We start from the raw sequence: 16,832 nt of genomic DNA, 5'->3' as shown, positions 1-16,832 counted from the left end.
CTTACATGTAAGCTTTTTTACATGTAAGACACAAAAGAAGCTTACGCCTTGGTGGATTCGGGGTTGTATTTATCGACAATAACCGCGCACGCGGCATCGCCTGTGATGTTTAGGGCGGTACGAATCATGTCAAAGATGCGATCCAGTGCAAACAACAAGGGCAAGCCCTCGATGGGAATTCCCGCGGCGATGAGTACCGCAACGACTAAAAATGTAGGCCCAGGCACGCCCGCTTGGCCGATGGCACCGATGGTGGCGGTGAGGATGATGGCGATGTATTCGCCCATCCCAAGCTCCATCCCAAAGACTTGGGCAAAAAAGATAGCCACAAGGCCGTAGTAAATGGCGTTACCACTCATATTAATGGTCGCACCCAAAGGTAAGACAAAGGCGGCGGTGGATTTGGCAACACCGAGTTCTTTTTCACATGTCTCAATAGTAACAGGTAAGGTTGCCATGGACGAAGCGGTGGAAAGGGCCACGGCTTGGGGTTTTTTCATGGCACTCATGAAGGTTAACACGGGGGTGTTGGAGAAAAATTTCACCAACAAAGGGTAGAACACAAACCCGTAGAGGAGGATGGCCGCCACATAGACGAGAAAGAGTTTCATGACCAAGGTGAGCATGGAAAAGCCAAAGGTGCCTACCGCGTCTGCCATGAGGCCAAAAACCCCCAGAGGCGCGATGCGCATGACTACATGAATCATCCAAATAAACGCATCAATGGTGGCATTTAGTGGGGAAAGTACCGCCGCACTTTTGCTTTTTTCCAGTTTGGAAATGGCGATGCCAAAAAAGAGACAAAAGACAAGAATTTGCAAGATGTTCGCATCGGTGAGGGATTGAAACACGTTGGTGGGAATCATGCCCGTAAGGGTGTCAAAAAACCCAGGAAGCGCCCCTTGGTCGGCGTATTTGGTGGAAAACATCCCCTCAACACTGCTTAGATCCAGCCCGCGTCCTGGGCCAAAAACCTCGCCCATAAACAGCGCAAGCCCTACGGCTAATGCGGAGGTGCCAAGGAAAAATCCAAAGGTGGTTACGCCAATTTTTCCCGCTGAGGGGCTATCTCCAAGCCCTGCGGCTCCAGCGATGATGGAGATGGCTACTAGGGGGATGACAAGCATCTTAATGAGGTGAATAAAGATGGTGCCAAGGGGTGCGAACATCGCCGCACTTTGTCCCATGAAGGCGCCAACGGCTGTGCCAATGACCATAGCGATAACAATCTGAACGCCGATGTTATGCATGAGGCCTTTTCGTGGTGTGGTCAAAATGTGTCCTTTGTTGTGAAAGTGATAGTTAAAAAGAGCCCAGAATAGCGGGTTTTTGTGTATAAAAACAGCACAGTCTCTTTTTAAAGTAACGGGCATTATACATTTTTTTGATGGAATAAAAAGAAAGGCTTTTGGGTCGCCAGAATAAAATTTACGTATAATGCGCCTTTTAAAACCTTTTACATGTAAGAACGGACACCATGCACACCTTAACAGACATCCTTATAAAACAAACAGGCCTTAGTATCACCGCGGTTACCAACATTTTAACCCTCCTTGAAGGCGGGGCGACGGTGCCTTTTATCGCGCGGTACCGCAAGGAGATGACAGGCGGGGCGAGTGATGAAGCTTTGCGGGACTTTGAAAAAATCGTTGAAAGTGCCAAGCACCTTTTGGAGCGCAAAGCCGATGTGGCAAGGCTCATTAGTGAGCGAAGCGTCCTTGATAGTGCGCTCAAACAGCGCTTAGATGCTGCCCAAACCTTGAGTGAAGTGGAAGACATCTTTCGTCCCTTTAAAGAAAAAAAGAATTCCCGTGCACAAAGTGCTATTGAAAAAGGCCTTGAACCCTTGGCAGACGCGTTAGAAAAAGGCGACGAGGTGACGTTTTACGAAAAGGCAAAAAGCTACGTGGGCGAAAAGGTTGCTTCTGTAGAAGAGGCAGTTTTAGGAGCCCAAGACATCCTCGCCGAGCGCTTTGCGGATGCCCCAAGGGAACGCGAAGCGGTGCGCACCCTCATGCTAAAGCACGGGGTGTTGGAAGCGAAAAAAACCAAAACTTTTGACGAAAAAGGGCCCTTTGTTTCTTTGGCACAGGCGCGTGAAAAGGTTGCAAGCGTTCCCTCGCACCGCTACCTCGCCCTCATGCGCGGGGTCAAAGAAAAGCAACTGAGTGTAAAAATGGTGGTGGATGTGGCGCGCATCGAAGCAAACATTTACCAATACAAGCTCCCCAAAAACGCTAAAAGCCCCTTGCTTTTTGAGGCCTACAAGGACGGCTTGAAGCGCTTACTCTTGCCCTCTCTGGAACGCGAAGTGCACGGCCTTTTAAAGGCGCGCGCCGACACTGCTGCCATCGACGTGTTTGGCAAAAACCTCCACCAACTGCTCATGAGCCCGCCCGTGCAACAACGGGTGATTTTGGGTGTTGACCCCGCCTTTCGCACGGGGTGTAAGCTTGCGGTGATTGACTTGGAGGGAACCTACCTTGCCCATGAGGTCATCTACCCCACGCCTCCCCACAATGACACACAAGGGGCGACCGCTAAAGTCGTCGCACTGGCTAAACGCTACGCCATCACCGCGGTGGCTATTGGCAATGGCACGGCCTCGCGGGAAACCCAAGAGTTTTTTGCCGCGCTCAACGCCAAAGGCGAGGTGGTGTTGCCTTATACGGTGGTTTCAGAAGCGGGCGCGTCGGTCTATTCGGCGTCTAAGATTGCTTCGGAAGAGTACCCACAGCTTGATGTGAGCATTCGGGGTGCCATCTCCATTGCCCAGCGGTTGCGCGACCCTATGGCGGCGTTGGTGAAAATCGACCCCAAAGCCCTTGGTATCGGGCAGTATCAGCACGATGTGGATCAAAAACAGTTGGAAAAAAAACTCCAAGACGTGACGCAAGATTTGGTCAACCGCGTGGGGGTGGATGCTAACTCCGCTTCGGCCGCGTTGCTAGGATACGTCGCGGGCATTGGCCCAAAAGTTGCCAAAGCCATGGTTGTCCACCGCGAAACCCACGGACGCTTTACATGTAAGGCAGATTTGCTAGCAGTGAAGGGCTTGGGAGCCAAAGCCTATGAGCAAGCCGCAGGATTTGTACGCATCAAAGAGGGCAAAAGTCCGTTGGACAACACGGGTGTGCATCCTGAGAGTTACCCGCTAGCCCTTGCGCTCTTGAAAAACCCAGATGCCTCGCCCGAAGGGCTTATGGCGACCTTTGGCGCGGGCGAAGCCACCCTTAAAGACATCGTTTTTGAGCTACAAAAACCCGGTTTTGACCCCAGAGAGGCGTTGCCACCGTTGCCGTTTAAAGAAGGTGTCACAGACATTGGGATGCTAGAAGAAGGAAGTGTGGTGTCAGGCGTGGTGCGCAACATCGTGGATTTTGGGGTTTTTGTGGACATTGGCCTTAAAAATGACGGGATGATTCACCTCTCCAAACTCACATCCGCGCGAGTGGGACATCCTTTGGAAGTGGTGCATTTGAACCAGTATTTGCCCTCCATTCGTGTCATTGGCATCGACCTTGTGCGGGGTAAGGTGAGTTTGAGCCTTGTGGAGGAGGGATGATGGAACTTGTAGAGCTCACCACCCTAGAGGCACCCGAACTCGCCTTGTACCGCACCTTGCGTGATGGAGCAGTGAGTGCCAAGGGAGAGTTTATCGCCGATAGCCCCAAGGTCGTGTGCATGCTCCTGAGGCAAGGGGTGCAGGCGTTAAGCCTTCTTGCAACCCCTGCGTTTTACGCGCAAGAGCGTGCCCTTTTGGAATCTTTGCAAGGGGTAACGTTTTTTGTGGCAAGCCGCGAGATGATGGAAGGCATCGTGGGCCACACGGTGCACCACCATGTCATGATGCATGGCCTTCGCCCGTTACCTTCACCTCTTAATGCACTGGGCGAGCGGGTGCTCATGAGTACGATGCTCTCCAAGAGTGAAAACCTAGGGGTCATGGCACGCAGCGCGGCCGCCCTTGGCGTGGGTGCTTTGGTGTGTGCTTCCCAAGGTGCGCACCCTTACGGACGGCGCGTTCTTCGGGTCTCCATGGGGCATGTAAGCCAGCTGAAGTTTCACGTGTACGAGGATGCCGTGGCGACGATTTTGGCCTTAAAGGCTTTGGGGTATCATGTTTTTGGCGCGGAAGTCACGCCCAATGCAACGCCTCTGGCGCGCGTTCGTGTGCCAAAACGATGGGTGCTAGTGCTAGGCAATGAGGGCGAAGGATTGTCTCCTGAGGTATTAGCCGCGTGCGATACGTGCGTGCAAATCGAGATGGAAGAGGGCATCAAAAGCTTCAACGTGGGCGTGGCCGCCTCGGTGCTCATGTACCAGTTTGTGCACGGGGTTAAAGCACGGGAGTAAGCTCAAGAGTAAAGGTGCTAACCCCTGCTTCGTGGGTGTAGTGGCAAGGCAAAGCATGGAGGCGAAAAACCGCTAGGGCGATGTAAAGCCCAAAGCCAAGGCCGCGGGATTCTTTTTGTTTGGAGCCTCCTAGAAAATAGGGTTTGGCGTAAGAATCAAGGGGATGAGGCAAGGGGTCGCCGTGGTTGGAGATGGACAAGGTTGTGCCTTTACATGTAAGGCGCGCGCGTCCATCCGTGCTGTAGCGCAGGGCGTTGTCTACGATGTTTTTAAGGGCCACGCAAAACAAATCAAAGTCTACATGTAAGGTTTGCCCGTTAGCATAGACCTCTAGCGGCGCGGACTCATCAGGGAGCAAATCTCGCACTTGGGCCACAATGTCGTCCAAATGGTAAGGTTTGCATGAAGGGGTGAGCTCTCCCGCTCCTAATTTTTCAATGCGCGCAAACTCTTCTAAGAGGTGTTCTTGGGTCTCAAAAAGCGCGTTGAGTTTGGTTTTGTAAGGGGAGTCTTCAAGCATCGCAAGGGCTAGTTTGCCTTTGGTGATGGGGGTTTTAAGCTCGTGCATGATGTTGCGTAAAAACAGTTGGCGGGCCTCTTTGAGGTCTTTGATTTTTGAGACTGTGTCGTAAAAGGCATTCGTAAGGGCGCCAATCTCATCTTTGCTTTGGCTTCGAGAGGGGAGGGTGTGGTCTCCTTCTGCCAAAGCTTCTATCCGTGCTTTTAGTGGAGCAAGGGGACGAATACTGCGCAAGGTGAGCACATAAAGAAACACCAACGCCAAGCCAATCAGAACAAACAAGCTTACATGTAAGAAATGCGAAGGACGAAAAGGGACTTGAAAAACCTGCACAGGACGCTCTTTTAAATAAGCCAAGGCGTACACTTCCCCTTTAAATTCAACAATTTCTACAGGAAACATACGGCGTCCCATTTCCCCTTGGCGGCGTACGGGCGGGGGTGGAGGGTCTTGGAGGATGGGGTCTAAATGTCCGGTGTTATCAATGCTCAAGAAACCTTCTTGGGCCAGTAAGGCCGTATCAAGTTGGCCAGATTTGGGGAGGTAAGCACTACGGAACAGGCTTTGGGCAAAGCGCCGCACGTCGTTGAGCTGCTCTTTTTTTTGGTGTACCGTAAAGCTTGTCCCAACAACAACAAGACCCATAAAAGCAATGCTAAAAATCAGGGTGATTTTAAAAAATAGGCTATGGTACCACTTCATCCAGCCAACCTGTACCCGATGCCGCGTACCGAATGGAGGTGCTTGGGTTCTTTGGAACTTTCCCCAAGCTTGGCGCGAATGCGGCTGATGAGGACGTCTAAACTGCGGCTTTCGCTCTCTTCTCCCAAGCTTGGCGCCGCACCTATGAGCTGTTCGCGTGACACCACACACCCGTGTTGTTGCACCAATGCGCTGAGTACTTCAAACTCGGCACGGGTGAGTTTCAAAGGCGCTTCGTGAAAATAGATAAGCCCTGCTTTTTCATCAAGAATAAGGGCAGAAACAGGAGCGGGCGCGCTTTGGTTTCCTTTTTTGTAACGCCTTGCTACGCTAAGGATGCGCGCGTAAAGCTCCTTGGGTTCGTAGGGTTTGGGCAAATAATCATCCGCTCCCAAAGAGAGGCCAATGACCTTGTCGTCCAAATCGCTACGCGCGGAAGAGATGATGATGGGAATGTCGCTTTTTTGGCGCACTTCGCGGCAAATCTCTAACCCATCCATGCCAGGCAAGGAAAGGTCGAGAATCAGCAAATCATACGGAGTTATCGCCAAGGCACTAATGCCAAGGTAAGGGTCTTCATAGTTGGTGACATGCAGGTTGTATTGGGCTAAAAAAGCACACAAAAGTTCGGCAAGTTCGGTGTCATCTTCAATCATCGCAATCTTCATGGCAAGGTCCTAAAAGGTTTTGGAAAGTATAACACGGGTGGGTTGATGGAGTGTTAATGGGCCTTAGCGGGAGGTTTGTACATCCCCATGGCACTCTTGCCTTGTTTTTTAACCTGATACATGGCTTCATCGGCGTGGCTTAAGAGGGCTTCGACCGTGTCGCCATGGTCTGGGCAGACGCAAATCCCAATGCTAGCACCAACCCGTAAGGTTTCGGATTTGAAAGGGATGGGTTCTTGGATGGTGGCAAGGATTTTGGAACACAATGTGTGCAAATTGGCCCCAGAGCCAAGATTGGTTAAGAGTACAACAAATTCATCCCCTGCTAATCGCGCGGCCGTGTCGCTTCTGCGAATCTGTGCGCTTAGGCGTGATGCGATGGTTTTAAGCACTTCATCCCCCGCCTCGTGCCCGTAGGTGTCGTTAATGGGTTTAAAATCATCCAAGTCAATGAAAAGCAACGCCGCTCTTTTTTGGGTACGCAAGGTGTTGGCGATGCATTGGTCTAGCCGGTCCAAAAACAAAAAACGACTAGGAATACCTGTGAGTGTGTCGTAGTGCGCTAGGGCTTCTAAGCGTTTTTCTTGGGCTTTTTGTTCGGAAATATTGGTAAAAATCCCTACAAAATAGACAATAGCACCCGTTTCATTTTTAATCGTGCTGATGCTAAAGCGTTCAGGCACCACATCGCCATTTTTGTGTAAGTTGTACAGCTCTCCTTTCCAAGTTCCAGTTTCGAGCAAGGTTTTCCAAAGCGCCTCGTAAAATGCCTCGCCATGGTGGCCACTTTTGCGAATGCGGGGGTTTTTCCCAAGCACTTCGGCGGAAGCAAAACCCGTGAGTAGGGTAAAGGCACGGTTAATGGTGACAATGGTTCCAGCACTATCAGTGACCACAATGCCCTCAGAGGTTGTTTCAAAGATTTTAGCAAAGAGCTTGGTTCGCTCTTCCAATAAGCGTTCTTTGGTGATATCAAGGGCAATGCCTCCAAGCATGCGGGCGCCCTTGGCATCTTGAAAAGGAAAGTTAAAGCTTTGAAAAATATGCTCTTTGCCCAACACATCAGGAAAGCGTTGCTCGTGTTGTCCTATCCCCTCGTACAGCGTCAGGCGGTCTTGGTTTTGGAGCAAGGCGGCAACAGAGGGCGGAAAAATAGCACTTGCTGTTTTCTCGCGCCACTCTTTGCCACCAATAAATTTTTCATAAGAAGCGTTCATGTAGGTAAACACCCCTTCGGTATTTCGGATAAAAGCAAGGGCGGGTAGGGCGTTCATAAAACGTAAAAAAAGTTCTTGGCTCTCTTTGAGGGCGTGCTGGGCTTTTTTGGTTTGGGTGATGTCAGAAACATACCCTACCATGCGAATGGGTTTGTGGGCGGCATCAAAAAGTGCCTTGCCTTGAACCTTTACCCACCGTAATGCACCGCCTAGGGGAGCGCATTGGTGCTCTACTTCAAAAAGGGCGCTGTTGCCTTTGAGATGGGCACGAAGTTCTGTGGTGACGTGCTTGGTGTCTGCGTCGTGAATGAGGCCTAGCCAATGGTCAACGTGGTTAGGATTTTCGTGCTGTTTGTACCCCATAATCTCTTTCCAGCGTCGTGAAAAAAAGACTGTATCGTTGAGAACATCCCAATCCCACAAGCCATCATTGGCACCATCAAGGGCAAGTTCATAGCGTTCTTTCCAGTATTGCAACCTTTTTTTGAGGGTTTCAAATTCGGTAATGTCCACCAAAAGGCACACCGAACCTAGTAACTCCCCTGCGGCGTTTGTTACTTTTTCACAAGTGAGGTGGATTTCTTTAAGGACGTTGTTATCGTAGGGCAAATGGGTGTGTTTGGTGTGCTTTGGTGGGAGGTTTTGGAGGTGTTTGATGACCTCCATTTTTGCACTTCCAATGTGTAAATCAAAGGCGCGATTGCACCCAAGGTAAGCCCCCTTGATGTCTTTGTAAGCAACAGGAACGGGAAGGTTTTGAAAGAGGTGCTCAAAAGAGATAAGAGACGCAGAAGCATCCGATGGGGCGATGAGATTTCGTTGGAAGAGGAGTACAAAAAGGGAAGAGAGAAAGAAAAACTGGGCAAAGTGAAACAAAAAAAGCGAAAGGCTTAAGGTGTCTGTTTCCGCGAAAGAAATACCTTCCATGGACGCACTAATGGTTAAAAGAAAGGCGCTGATAAAACTTGCCACACCAAAAAAAAGACCCTTCTCAAGACGGGTTAATTGCCCCTTTTTCCCAAAGGCGAAAAAAAAGAGTGCGCCACCCATAAGGGCGCTAAGATGGGCTAATGAAGCAAGACTTGCTTCGAGTGTAAGGTGGGGAAAAGCAGTAAAAAGGAACAACGCAGCAAAGATACTCCCACCAACACGCCATCCCCAAACACATAAAGCGGCAAAGGCAAAGGCATCGGCTAGCCAAGGAGCCTGCGCCCATAAGGCGGCATAAGGGACTCCAAATGCAAGGAAAATCCCAAAAATAAAACGATTAGCAAAGGAGTTAGAGGGTACAGGTTTAATGGGGTATCCTTAGCGCTAGACGTTAAAACCGCATTATACCACCAATAATAAAAAAAGTGAAAATAAAGATATAAAAAAGCACTTTTAGTGCGCGAGCCCTCTGCTGAAGAGAACACAGCGTTAGCGTAGCCTGTGGAGCTTTGCTTCAAAGGCGTATCAAAGTAAAAAAGCACTTTTAGTGCGCGAGCCCTCTGCTAAAGGACTAAAGGGCATGCCCTTTAGTCCTTTATGTTTTATTGTAAGAGTTCTTTTTCTTCAATATAAAAAGGAACGCCTTTAAGGCCTGCTTGAAGGTATTTGCGGCGCAATTGGTCCATTTGCATTACCCCATCTTCAGAAACCGTTGCATCCACTGTTGCGGCCTCGTCAAAATACTTGCGTAAAATAGCGATTTTAGCCGCATCGTCTTTGGCTTTTGCTACCCCTTGGTAGATGAGGTAACTTTTTTGAAGGGCACTGGTGTCATGAACGGGCGTGAGGATAAGGCGAAGGTTGTGGGTTTTGAGGCGCTCTTCAACCGTGCCCAGTTCGTTGCGGCAATAGGGGCATTCGGGGTCTGAAAAGACCACCATGGTAGGCTTGTTTTTGTCATTGCCAAGGGCGATGATGTTGTTTTTCTTTTCTGATTTGTAGATGGCACCAATCTTTTGTTGCAGTTGTGCTTGTTCGATAGATTCTTTCATAGAAACGCCAGAATCAAGGTCAATAATGTCAGGAAACATGAGGCCATCTTTCGTGAAAAGAGTAATCACTTGGCTTTGGGTGCCATCACTTAATTTGGTCGTGACGATGTCGTAGCCTTTGAGTTTATCGACGGCTTTGCGGTTTTCAATAGTGACGCTAATATGGTCGGGTACTTGGGCTTTAAAATAGGCAATGACTTGCGCGTCAGTAGCGGCAAATAAAGAAGAAGTTGCAAGCAAAGCAACGAGGCTGAGGTGTTTCATGAAGGACCTTTCGTGTGTTAAAATTGTGGTATTATACAGGCCTTGGGTAAACCGAAGCTAAATTTTATTGCAGTAAAGGAAATGGGCGTGGAAACCCCCTCAAAAACAGCACTTATTGAAGAAATTGCACAATTGATTGAGTCTGATCCGCACGCGACACCTGTGGCGTATGGTGTGTTGATGGTCATGGAAGAGATGGAGCTTGCGGCGATTCGCGATAACTTGCAACGCACAAAACGTACGCGCAATAACGAAGCGTGGTACGATGAGCTTGTTCAAAAATGTGGGAAAAATGGTGGCTAGAACCTCTTAAAAACGACGTTTATTTGTTTGCAAATAAGTCATAAAGATGCTTTTTTAGTTACAATCTAACAAGGGCTTTTGCAAAGAAGTCCCATCGTAGTTTACTAAGCAAAAGGCACCGCAATGAACCTGCGTCACGGATCCCTTCGCATTGTTGGAGTCTATACCCTTTTTTCAGTGCTTTGGATTTTATTTTCCGACAAGGTATTAGGTTTTTTTGTTAAAGATATTTCCGTGCTTAACACCATACAAACCTACAAAGGCCTCTCCTTTGTGTTGGTGACGGCGGTGTTGCTGTACGGGTTGATTTTATCCCATTTTCGTTCATTGCAACATATTCAAGCCCAACTCAAAGAACACAAGCAACGTTTAGAATACGTCATTCAAGGCGCAGGCCTTGGGTATTGGGATCGCGATTGCGTGACCAATGTGCATGTTGTAAACGACACGTGGCTAAGCATGTTGGGCTTAAAACGCGAAGCCCTTAAGGGCGAGGTGGAAGAATGGATGAGCTTGGTGCATCCTGAAGATAAAGCAATCATCCAAGAAGCGATTGCCACGGCGAGTGTAAACCAAGCCTCGTACGTGGTTGAATTTCGGATGCGTCACCGCCAAGGGCATTGGGTGTGGATTGAAAGCTCGGGCGCTGTTGTGAAGCGCGATGAAAAAACAGGTGCCCCCTTGCGCATCGCGGGCACCCACAAAGATGTGAGCGAGCGCAAAAAAGCCCAAGAAGCGGTCATGTTTTTAGCCCATTATGACCCCCTTACCAAACTTCCTAACCGTACCTTGCTAAAACGTGAACTTGAAAAACCTTTTTACGCTAAAGGCGTGGCGTTGTTATTTTTGGATTTGGACCATTTCCAACGGGTCAACGACTTGCACGGGCACAGTTTTGGAGACCGGCTTATCGAAGCTGTTGCGGCGCGGTTTCAGACCCTAAATGAACACACAGGGTTTCTTGCGCGCATGGGGGCAGATGAGTTTGTGGTGGTAACCTCCGAAGTGGACCACGCCTACGCGCACGCCCTTGCGTGGCTTGAGAGCCTTAAAACCCCCTTTAAGGTAGAAGGAAAACGTGTACATGTAAAGGCCAGTATTGGGGTTTCACTTTTTCCTAAAGATGCCAAAAGTATCGAAGAGTTGTTTCGTAATGCCGATACGGCGTTGCACGAAGCCAAACGTTTGGGTAAAAACCAAGTCGTCTTGTACACCAAGGCCATGACGGAGCAAATTATCCACATGGACACCTTGGACAAAGAGCTTCAAGAAGCCCTTGAGACGGACGCTTTTGTGTTGCACTATCAACCTCAAGTGGACCTTGAGCGTTTGGAGACCGTAGGGGCAGAAGTGTTGGTGCGGTGGCAACACCCCCTCCGAGGACTGCTTTCTCCTTATGTGTTTATCCCTAGGGCCGAGGAGAGCGGGTTTATGGTGCCTCTGGGGTGGTGGATTGTCCAAAAAGCCCTTAAGCAACTCGCCCTTTGGCAGCGTGCGGGGGCTTTTAAAGGAACCTTGGCCATCAACATCTCCACAGTTCAGATTGAAGAAGAGGCTTTTGTTGCAACCATGCGGCGTTTGTGCGAGGAAGCGGGGGTTTCACCCACGTGCATTGAACTAGAAGTCACGGAAAGTTTTGTCATGAAAAACACCAGTGAAAGTGCCAACAAGCTTTTGGCGCTTAAGGAAGCGGGGTTTAAACTCTCTGTGGATGATTTTGGCACAGGGTACTCTTCGTTGAGTTACCTTAAGCAACTTCCTATTGATAAACTCAAAATTGACCGTTCTTTTGTGAAAGATACGCCTGAAAGCGAAAAAGACTGTGCGATTATTAAAGCGATTATCACGTTAGCAAAAAACCTACACTTAGAAGTGCTTGGGGAAGGAGTTGAAACACAAGAGCAGGCTGTATTCTTAAAAAAAGAAGGTTGTCGTGTGGTGCAAGGTTACTTTTATGCTGAACCTATGCCCCCTGAAGTATTTATACCGGTTTAGTCGGCTTAAGAAAGCTGTTCCAATGCGCTGTTTTAGGCTTTTTATCGAGACTAAAAACCCAAAAAAGTCTCAATAATATCCCATATCTTAACCTATAATGTTCGCCAGAATGCAAATCTTTAAAGGAGATCGTATGTCACCAAAAATTTGGAAGATGATCGCCCCAGTGGCGGTTGTACTGGTGTTTTGGCTTATGCCAACGCCCGAAGGGCTAACCCCCGAAGCGTGGAAATTTTTCGCTATTTTTATGGGTGTGGTTGTAGGGCTTGTGATTGAGCCTGTTCCTGCTGCACTTGTGGGTTTTGTCGGTATTTCGCTTGTTGCTACATTGGGGCTTATTGACCCAAAGCCAGGTCCAAATATTAGTTGGGCGCTTTCAGGTTTCTCTAACACCGTTATCTGGCTTATCTTCGCGGCGTTTATGTTTGCTCTTGGCTACAAAAAAACAGGCCTTGGACGACGCATTTCATTGGTTTTGGTGAAATACCTTGGTAAAAGCTCCTTGGGTCTTGGGTACGCGGTTGCCTTTGCAGATTTGGTTCTTGCGCCTTTTATGCCTTCCAATACAGCGCGCAGCGCGGGTACTATCTACCCCGTAGCAAGCAACATTCCTCCTATCTTTAACTCTACACCAGACAACGAACCACGCAAACTTGGTGCGTACCTTACATGGGTTGCCCTTGCGTCTACGTGTGTGACAAGTTCTATGTTCCTTACAGCACTTGCCCCTAACCTCTTGGCGGTAGATTTGATTGCTAAAGGGACAGGTCATGCGGCTATTACATGGGGCCAATGGGCTTCTATCATGGTGCCACTCATGTTGCCACTTTTCCTAGCCGTTCCACTTATTACTTATGTGATTTACCCACCAACCCAAAAAACCTCTCCTGAAGCACCAGCGTGGGCTGCAGCAGAGCTTAAAACCTTGGGCGGGATTAAAGGTAAAGAGATTTTAATGGCAGTACTTGCTGTTGTAGCACTTGTCTGCTGGATTTTTGGAAAAGAACTTGGCATCAACGGTACAACCGTGGCGATTGCAATTGTAGCCGTGATGGTACTTACTAACGTTATTACATGGGATGACGTGCTTTCTAATAAAGAAGCCTTCAACATCTTGATTTGGTTTGCGACCTTGGTAGCGATGGCGTCAGGCTTAAGCCGCACAGGCGTACTAAAATGGATGGGTACAGGACTTGAGGGTTACTTGGTAGGTATGACACCCACCGTCTTGATGATTTCTATGCTTCTCATCTTCTTTGTGCTTCACTACTTCTTTGCTTCTGTTACAGCACACACCACAGCGCTCTTGCCTCTTTTCATGGCGATTGCTGTACAAATGATTGCACCTGAGCAATTGGTTCCATTTAGTATCTTGATGGCCGGTACCTTGGGTATCATGGGTATTCTTACTCCGTATGCAACAGGACCATCACCGATTTGGTTTGGTTCACGCTTTATTCCAACAGGAACCTTCTGGTTACTTGGCGGGGTATTTGGCGCCCTTTACATCGCTGTTCTTTTGGTGGGTGTATTTATTTTCGTCTAATCCTTATCTTGTGTCGGGCCTTCGGGCTCGACCCCTTCTTTCTTCCGCTTTCCTTCTTGAGAAACCCTTACATGTACCTCTAAAAAATCTTTAATACTCTCTTGTATCTCGTACTTTTGCGCCCGTGCTGCTTTTGCCATAGCCGCGTGCTTGGCAGGAGAGGTTAAAAGCCCTTTGATAGCGTGTGCCCACGTGTGGGCGGAGCGCGTGGAGAGGATGTACCCGCAAGGATGGGGTGTGCTTGCTAAAAGGGTGCGCGGTCCCCCTTGGTCGGAAACGACAACAGGCGTGCCGCAGGACAACGACTCAAGCACCACTTGCCCTAGGGTTTCAGTAAGGGAGGGAAAAACAAACAAATGGGCTTTGGCATACAAAGCAGGCAACGCTTCTTTGGATTTTTTCCCCAAAAATTGCACCCCAAGCGCCTCTCCTTGGGTGCGTAAAAGTGGATGGGTACATTCCCCTACGCACCACAACTGCACCGCCTGAGGACCTAAGAGGTTTTGGAGGATTTCCCACACTTCCCACAAAAATCCTATGTTTTTTTCAGGACTAATGCGCCCCACGTACAGCAAGGTCAAACGCGTTTCTTTAGGGAGAGGCAAAGGGTGAAACACCTGCGTGTCCACCCCGGCTTTAAAGAGTGTGAGGGTTTTATGAAGAAGGGGTTGGAGTTTGGGGATTTCACTTTGGCTACGGGCAAAGAGCAAAGAAAAGGGTTTGTAAAACCAACGCATGGACATTTGGGTGAGGCGTTTTAGCCCCCAAAGGGGCAGGTTGTTGTGCACGTAAGCGGGAAAATCGGTGTGGTACACCCCTGCAAGGGGTTTGTGGTATTTGAGCGCCAAGGCGCGTCCAAGCAAACCAACAGGGCCAGGCGTGGAGACATGCACAAGGTCGGGGTCAAAGGTTTCAAACAAAGTTTTGGCGTGGGCGTATGAGGGAAAACTAAGGTCAAGTTGGGGGTAAAAAGGCATGGCAAGGCGTAGGCGCACAGGGAGGTTTGTCCAGTTTTTAAAAGGAAGGTTGCAAGATTTGCGCGTTGCCGTGACAAGGTGAAAGGCAGGGCAGTGGGTGCCAAGGTCTTGCAAAAAGCGCGACACGCCGTTGGTGTCGCATAGGGTGTCGGTAAAGAGAAGTATCTTCATGAAAAAGTGTAACGCAAAAGGGTTACTAAACCCTTACATGTAAAGGATGTTGGCCCTTTACAGGGCCAACATCTCACTCGATAGGAATAGCAGGATTAAGACTAGAAGTATTGTGGAGAAAGTGGCGGTGTTTTTCAAACTGGTCGATGATGTCCGTGGCGATGACGTCTTCATCGTACCCGTAGATGTCATACGCCTTGTTGCCATCTTGCAAATAGACTTCCGCACGGGCGTATTTTTTCTGTTCTTTGAGCGGGTTGACCGACTCTGGGAACGCGTAGGTAGGCGTGTCTTGAGATTTAAGACGTACCTCGTAGGAAAAATCCAAATCCCCAGAATGTTCCACGCGCAAAAGGGCTACGCCTTTGGGGTCATAAGAAACATCCACGTTCCATTGAAATTTCTCCAATTCTACTTCCACGGCGTGCATGGCTTTGATGACATCTTCTTGGATGAAACGCTTGGTTTCGCTCACGGGTGAAAAGGCGATGAGCCTGCTAAGGCGGGATTGCCATGTGCCGCTGATTTTCCCATGGCGCCCTGCGTTCATATGGTGTTGCAAACTTTCGTAACGAATCCCTTCCAAATGCAAGGCACGAAAAAGTCCCCAACATGCAATGAGCATGATGAGCGCAAAAGGAAGTGCGATGACGATGGACGCGGATTGCAAGGCTCCAAGCCCTCCGGCGATGAGCAAGGCTGCCGCCACAACCCCTTCAAGCACCGCCCAAAAGATGCGTTGCCACACAGGGTTGTTCTCTTTGCCCCCTGAGGTGATGGTATCTACCACCAACGAACCAGAATCCGAAGAAGTAACAAAAAAGGTGATGACAAGCACTACAGCAAGCACGGAAGTGATGCCCGAAAAAGGAAAGTGCTCCAAAAACTGAAACAAGGCAGTGGAAACATCGCTTGAAACGGCGGAAGAGAGGGCATCGCCCCCTTTGTTCATGATAATATCCAGGGCACTGTTGCCAAAGATGGTCATCCACACAAAGGTGAACCCCACAGGCACAAATAACACGCCCGCAATAAACTCACGAATGGTGCGGCCCCTAGAAACACGGGCGATAAACATGCCCACAAAGGGTGCCCACGCTATCCACCATGCCCAGTAAAACAGCGTCCACCACCCAAGCCACGGCGTGCTGTCGTAGACGTATTGGTTGAAGGTCATAAAGACAACCCCGCTCAAATATGCTCCAACGTTTTGTACCAAGGCACTTAAGAGAAAAAAGGTAGGGCCAGCGAGCAAGACAAACAAAAGCAACAAACCTGCTAAGTAAAGGTTGAGTTCTGAAAGGCGCTTGATGCCGCCATCAAGGCCAAGAACCACCGAAACAGTGGCGATGGAGGTGATGAGGGCAATGAGAATGACTTGCGTGGTAATGCCTACAGGGATGTCAAACAAGTAGTTTAGTCCTGAGTTGATTTGTAAGACACCAAACCCTAGCGACGTGGCAACGCCTAGAATAGTCCCAAGGACGGCGATGGTATCCACGCTGTGGCCAATGTTGCCATAAATACGCTCTCCAATGAGCGGATACAAGGCTGAGCGAATGGAAAGAGGCAACCCGTGGCGAAAGGAAAAGTACGCCAACACCAACCCTACGACGGCGTAAATAGACCACGCGTGCAAACCCCAGTGAAAAAAGGTGATGCGCATGGCTTCACGTGCCGCTTCAACGGTACTTCCTTCGCCCACAGGGGGAGAAGCGTAGTGCATGACAGGCTCTGCGACGCCCCAAAACATGAGGCCAATGCCCATACCAGCCGAAAACAACATAGCAAACCACGAGAGGTAGGAGTATGCTGGTTTTGACTGGTCTGGCCCGAGTTTGAACCGACCATAGGGAGAGACGGCAAGAAAAATAATAAAGAGGGTAAAAATTCCCACGCTGAGCATGTAAAACCACCCAAATGTTTGGGCAATAAACTCTTTGGTAGCACTAAATACTTCCCCTGCGTGGGTAGGCATGCTAATGGCGTAAAGTACCAAGAGTCCGAGAATGAGCACAGAGGGGAGAAAGACGGGTTTTAGCAGGGTTGATTTAAAACCTTGTTCCATAAAGTCTCCTGAAAAATGAAGTAGCGCCCCAAAAGGGCGCCCTTTTCATTATAACACAACCCG

The 16,832-nt window shown here is 49.2% G+C and carries 12 protein-coding genes; 5 read left to right on the top strand and 7 right to left on the bottom strand.

Annotated features, from left to right (window positions below):
- Nucleotides 1-41: 41 nt before the first annotated feature.
- On the bottom strand, nucleotides 42-1,274 hold the full coding sequence (locus tag AC5SLM_RS08000) for a dicarboxylate/amino acid:cation symporter (RefSeq protein WP_495250422.1): 1,233 nt from the start codon (nucleotides 1,272-1,274) through the stop codon (nucleotides 42-44).
- 203 nt (nucleotides 1,275-1,477) lie between these two features.
- Here AC5SLM_RS08000 and AC5SLM_RS07995 point away from each other — a divergent pair, with 203 nt between their 5' ends.
- Together AC5SLM_RS07995 and AC5SLM_RS07990 are read left to right on the top strand one after the other, a co-directional pair.
- The gene (locus AC5SLM_RS07995; protein WP_495250421.1) at nucleotides 1,478-3,565 is read left to right on the top strand and encodes a helix-hairpin-helix domain-containing protein; all 2,088 of its coding nucleotides are present in this window, start codon (nucleotides 1,478-1,480) and stop codon (nucleotides 3,563-3,565) included.
- Entirely contained in the window at nucleotides 3,565-4,356 is a 792-nt protein-coding gene (locus AC5SLM_RS07990; RefSeq protein WP_495250420.1) for a TrmH family RNA methyltransferase, read from the top strand. Before AC5SLM_RS07995 ends, AC5SLM_RS07990 begins: the two co-directional genes overlap by 1 nt.
- On the opposite strand, the gene AC5SLM_RS07985 is transcribed toward AC5SLM_RS07990, so the two are convergent.
- From AC5SLM_RS07985 to AC5SLM_RS07970, 4 genes are all read right to left on the bottom strand, one after another.
- Nucleotides 4,340-5,578 (bottom strand): ArsS family sensor histidine kinase, encoded by a 1,239-nt coding sequence (locus AC5SLM_RS07985; RefSeq protein WP_495250419.1) that lies wholly within the window; start codon nucleotides 5,576-5,578, stop codon nucleotides 4,340-4,342. The two genes, AC5SLM_RS07990 and AC5SLM_RS07985, sit on opposite strands and share 17 nt — an antisense overlap.
- Entirely contained in the window at nucleotides 5,575-6,246 is a 672-nt protein-coding gene (locus AC5SLM_RS07980; protein ID WP_495250418.1) for a response regulator transcription factor, read from the bottom strand. Before AC5SLM_RS07980 ends, AC5SLM_RS07985 begins: the two co-directional genes overlap by 4 nt.
- A 53-nt stretch (nucleotides 6,247-6,299) precedes the next feature.
- The gene (locus tag AC5SLM_RS07975) at nucleotides 6,300-8,435 is read right to left on the bottom strand and encodes a diguanylate cyclase domain-containing protein (RefSeq protein WP_495250417.1); all 2,136 of its coding nucleotides are present in this window, start codon (nucleotides 8,433-8,435) and stop codon (nucleotides 6,300-6,302) included.
- 560 nt (nucleotides 8,436-8,995) lie between these two features.
- Nucleotides 8,996-9,709: a thioredoxin domain-containing protein gene (locus AC5SLM_RS07970; protein ID WP_495250416.1), complete on the bottom strand. Its 714-nt coding sequence runs from the start codon at nucleotides 9,707-9,709 to the stop codon at nucleotides 8,996-8,998.
- An 87-nt stretch (nucleotides 9,710-9,796) separates the two neighbouring features.
- Here AC5SLM_RS07970 and AC5SLM_RS07965 point away from each other — a divergent pair, with 87 nt between their 5' ends.
- The 3 genes from AC5SLM_RS07965 to AC5SLM_RS07955 all read left to right on the top strand — a co-directional run bounded on the left by AC5SLM_RS07965 (nucleotide 9,797) and on the right by AC5SLM_RS07955 (nucleotide 13,553).
- Complete coding sequence (locus AC5SLM_RS07965) at nucleotides 9,797-10,012, top strand: hypothetical protein (RefSeq protein WP_495250415.1); 216 nt, start codon at nucleotides 9,797-9,799, stop codon at nucleotides 10,010-10,012.
- A 123-nt stretch (nucleotides 10,013-10,135) separates the two neighbouring features.
- The gene (locus tag AC5SLM_RS07960; RefSeq protein ID WP_495250414.1) at nucleotides 10,136-12,007 is read left to right on the top strand and encodes a putative bifunctional diguanylate cyclase/phosphodiesterase; all 1,872 of its coding nucleotides are present in this window, start codon (nucleotides 10,136-10,138) and stop codon (nucleotides 12,005-12,007) included.
- 133 nt (nucleotides 12,008-12,140) lie between these two features.
- On the top strand, nucleotides 12,141-13,553 hold the full coding sequence (locus AC5SLM_RS07955) for a DASS family sodium-coupled anion symporter (protein WP_495250413.1): 1,413 nt from the start codon (nucleotides 12,141-12,143) through the stop codon (nucleotides 13,551-13,553).
- Here AC5SLM_RS07955 and AC5SLM_RS07950 read toward each other — a convergent pair.
- Both AC5SLM_RS07950 and AC5SLM_RS07945 read right to left on the bottom strand, forming a co-directional pair.
- A complete protein-coding gene (locus AC5SLM_RS07950) occupies nucleotides 13,550-14,701 on the bottom strand; it encodes a glycosyltransferase (RefSeq protein WP_495250412.1) in 1,152 nt (383 codons plus the stop codon). The genes AC5SLM_RS07955 and AC5SLM_RS07950 overlap by 4 nt on opposite strands.
- Before the next feature lie 73 nt (nucleotides 14,702-14,774).
- Entirely contained in the window at nucleotides 14,775-16,769 is a 1,995-nt protein-coding gene (locus AC5SLM_RS07945) for a BCCT family transporter (protein ID WP_495250411.1), read from the bottom strand.
- Nucleotides 16,770-16,832: the final 63 nt, after the last annotated feature.

The organism is Sulfurospirillum sp. HTRB-L1 (genome assembly GCF_059415125.1).
Note: the sequence above shows the minus strand (reverse complement) of the source record. Positions and strands in the feature narration are given on the sequence as shown.

Bases quoted from the DNA above. Each gene is read 5' to 3' on its own strand.
- AC5SLM_RS07990 (WP_495250420.1), top strand. From the start codon at position 3,565: ATGGAACTTGTAGAGCTCACCACCCTAGAGGCACCCGAACTCGCCTTG.
- AC5SLM_RS07945 (WP_495250411.1), bottom strand. From the start codon at position 16,769: ATGGAACAAGGTTTTAAATCAACCCTGCTAAAACCCGTCTTTCTCCCC.
- AC5SLM_RS07950 (WP_495250412.1), bottom strand. From the start codon at position 14,701: ATGAAGATACTTCTCTTTACCGACACCCTATGCGACACCAACGGCGTG.
- AC5SLM_RS07985 (WP_495250419.1), bottom strand. From the start codon at position 5,578: ATGAAGTGGTACCATAGCCTATTTTTTAAAATCACCCTGATTTTTAGC.
- AC5SLM_RS07980 (WP_495250418.1), bottom strand. From the start codon at position 6,246: ATGAAGATTGCGATGATTGAAGATGACACCGAACTTGCCGAACTTTTG.
- AC5SLM_RS07995 (WP_495250421.1), top strand. From the start codon at position 1,478: ATGCACACCTTAACAGACATCCTTATAAAACAAACAGGCCTTAGTATC.
- AC5SLM_RS07955 (WP_495250413.1), top strand. From the start codon at position 12,141: ATGTCACCAAAAATTTGGAAGATGATCGCCCCAGTGGCGGTTGTACTG.
- AC5SLM_RS07970 (WP_495250416.1), bottom strand. From the start codon at position 9,709: ATGAAACACCTCAGCCTCGTTGCTTTGCTTGCAACTTCTTCTTTATTT.
- AC5SLM_RS07960 (WP_495250414.1), top strand. From the start codon at position 10,136: ATGAACCTGCGTCACGGATCCCTTCGCATTGTTGGAGTCTATACCCTT.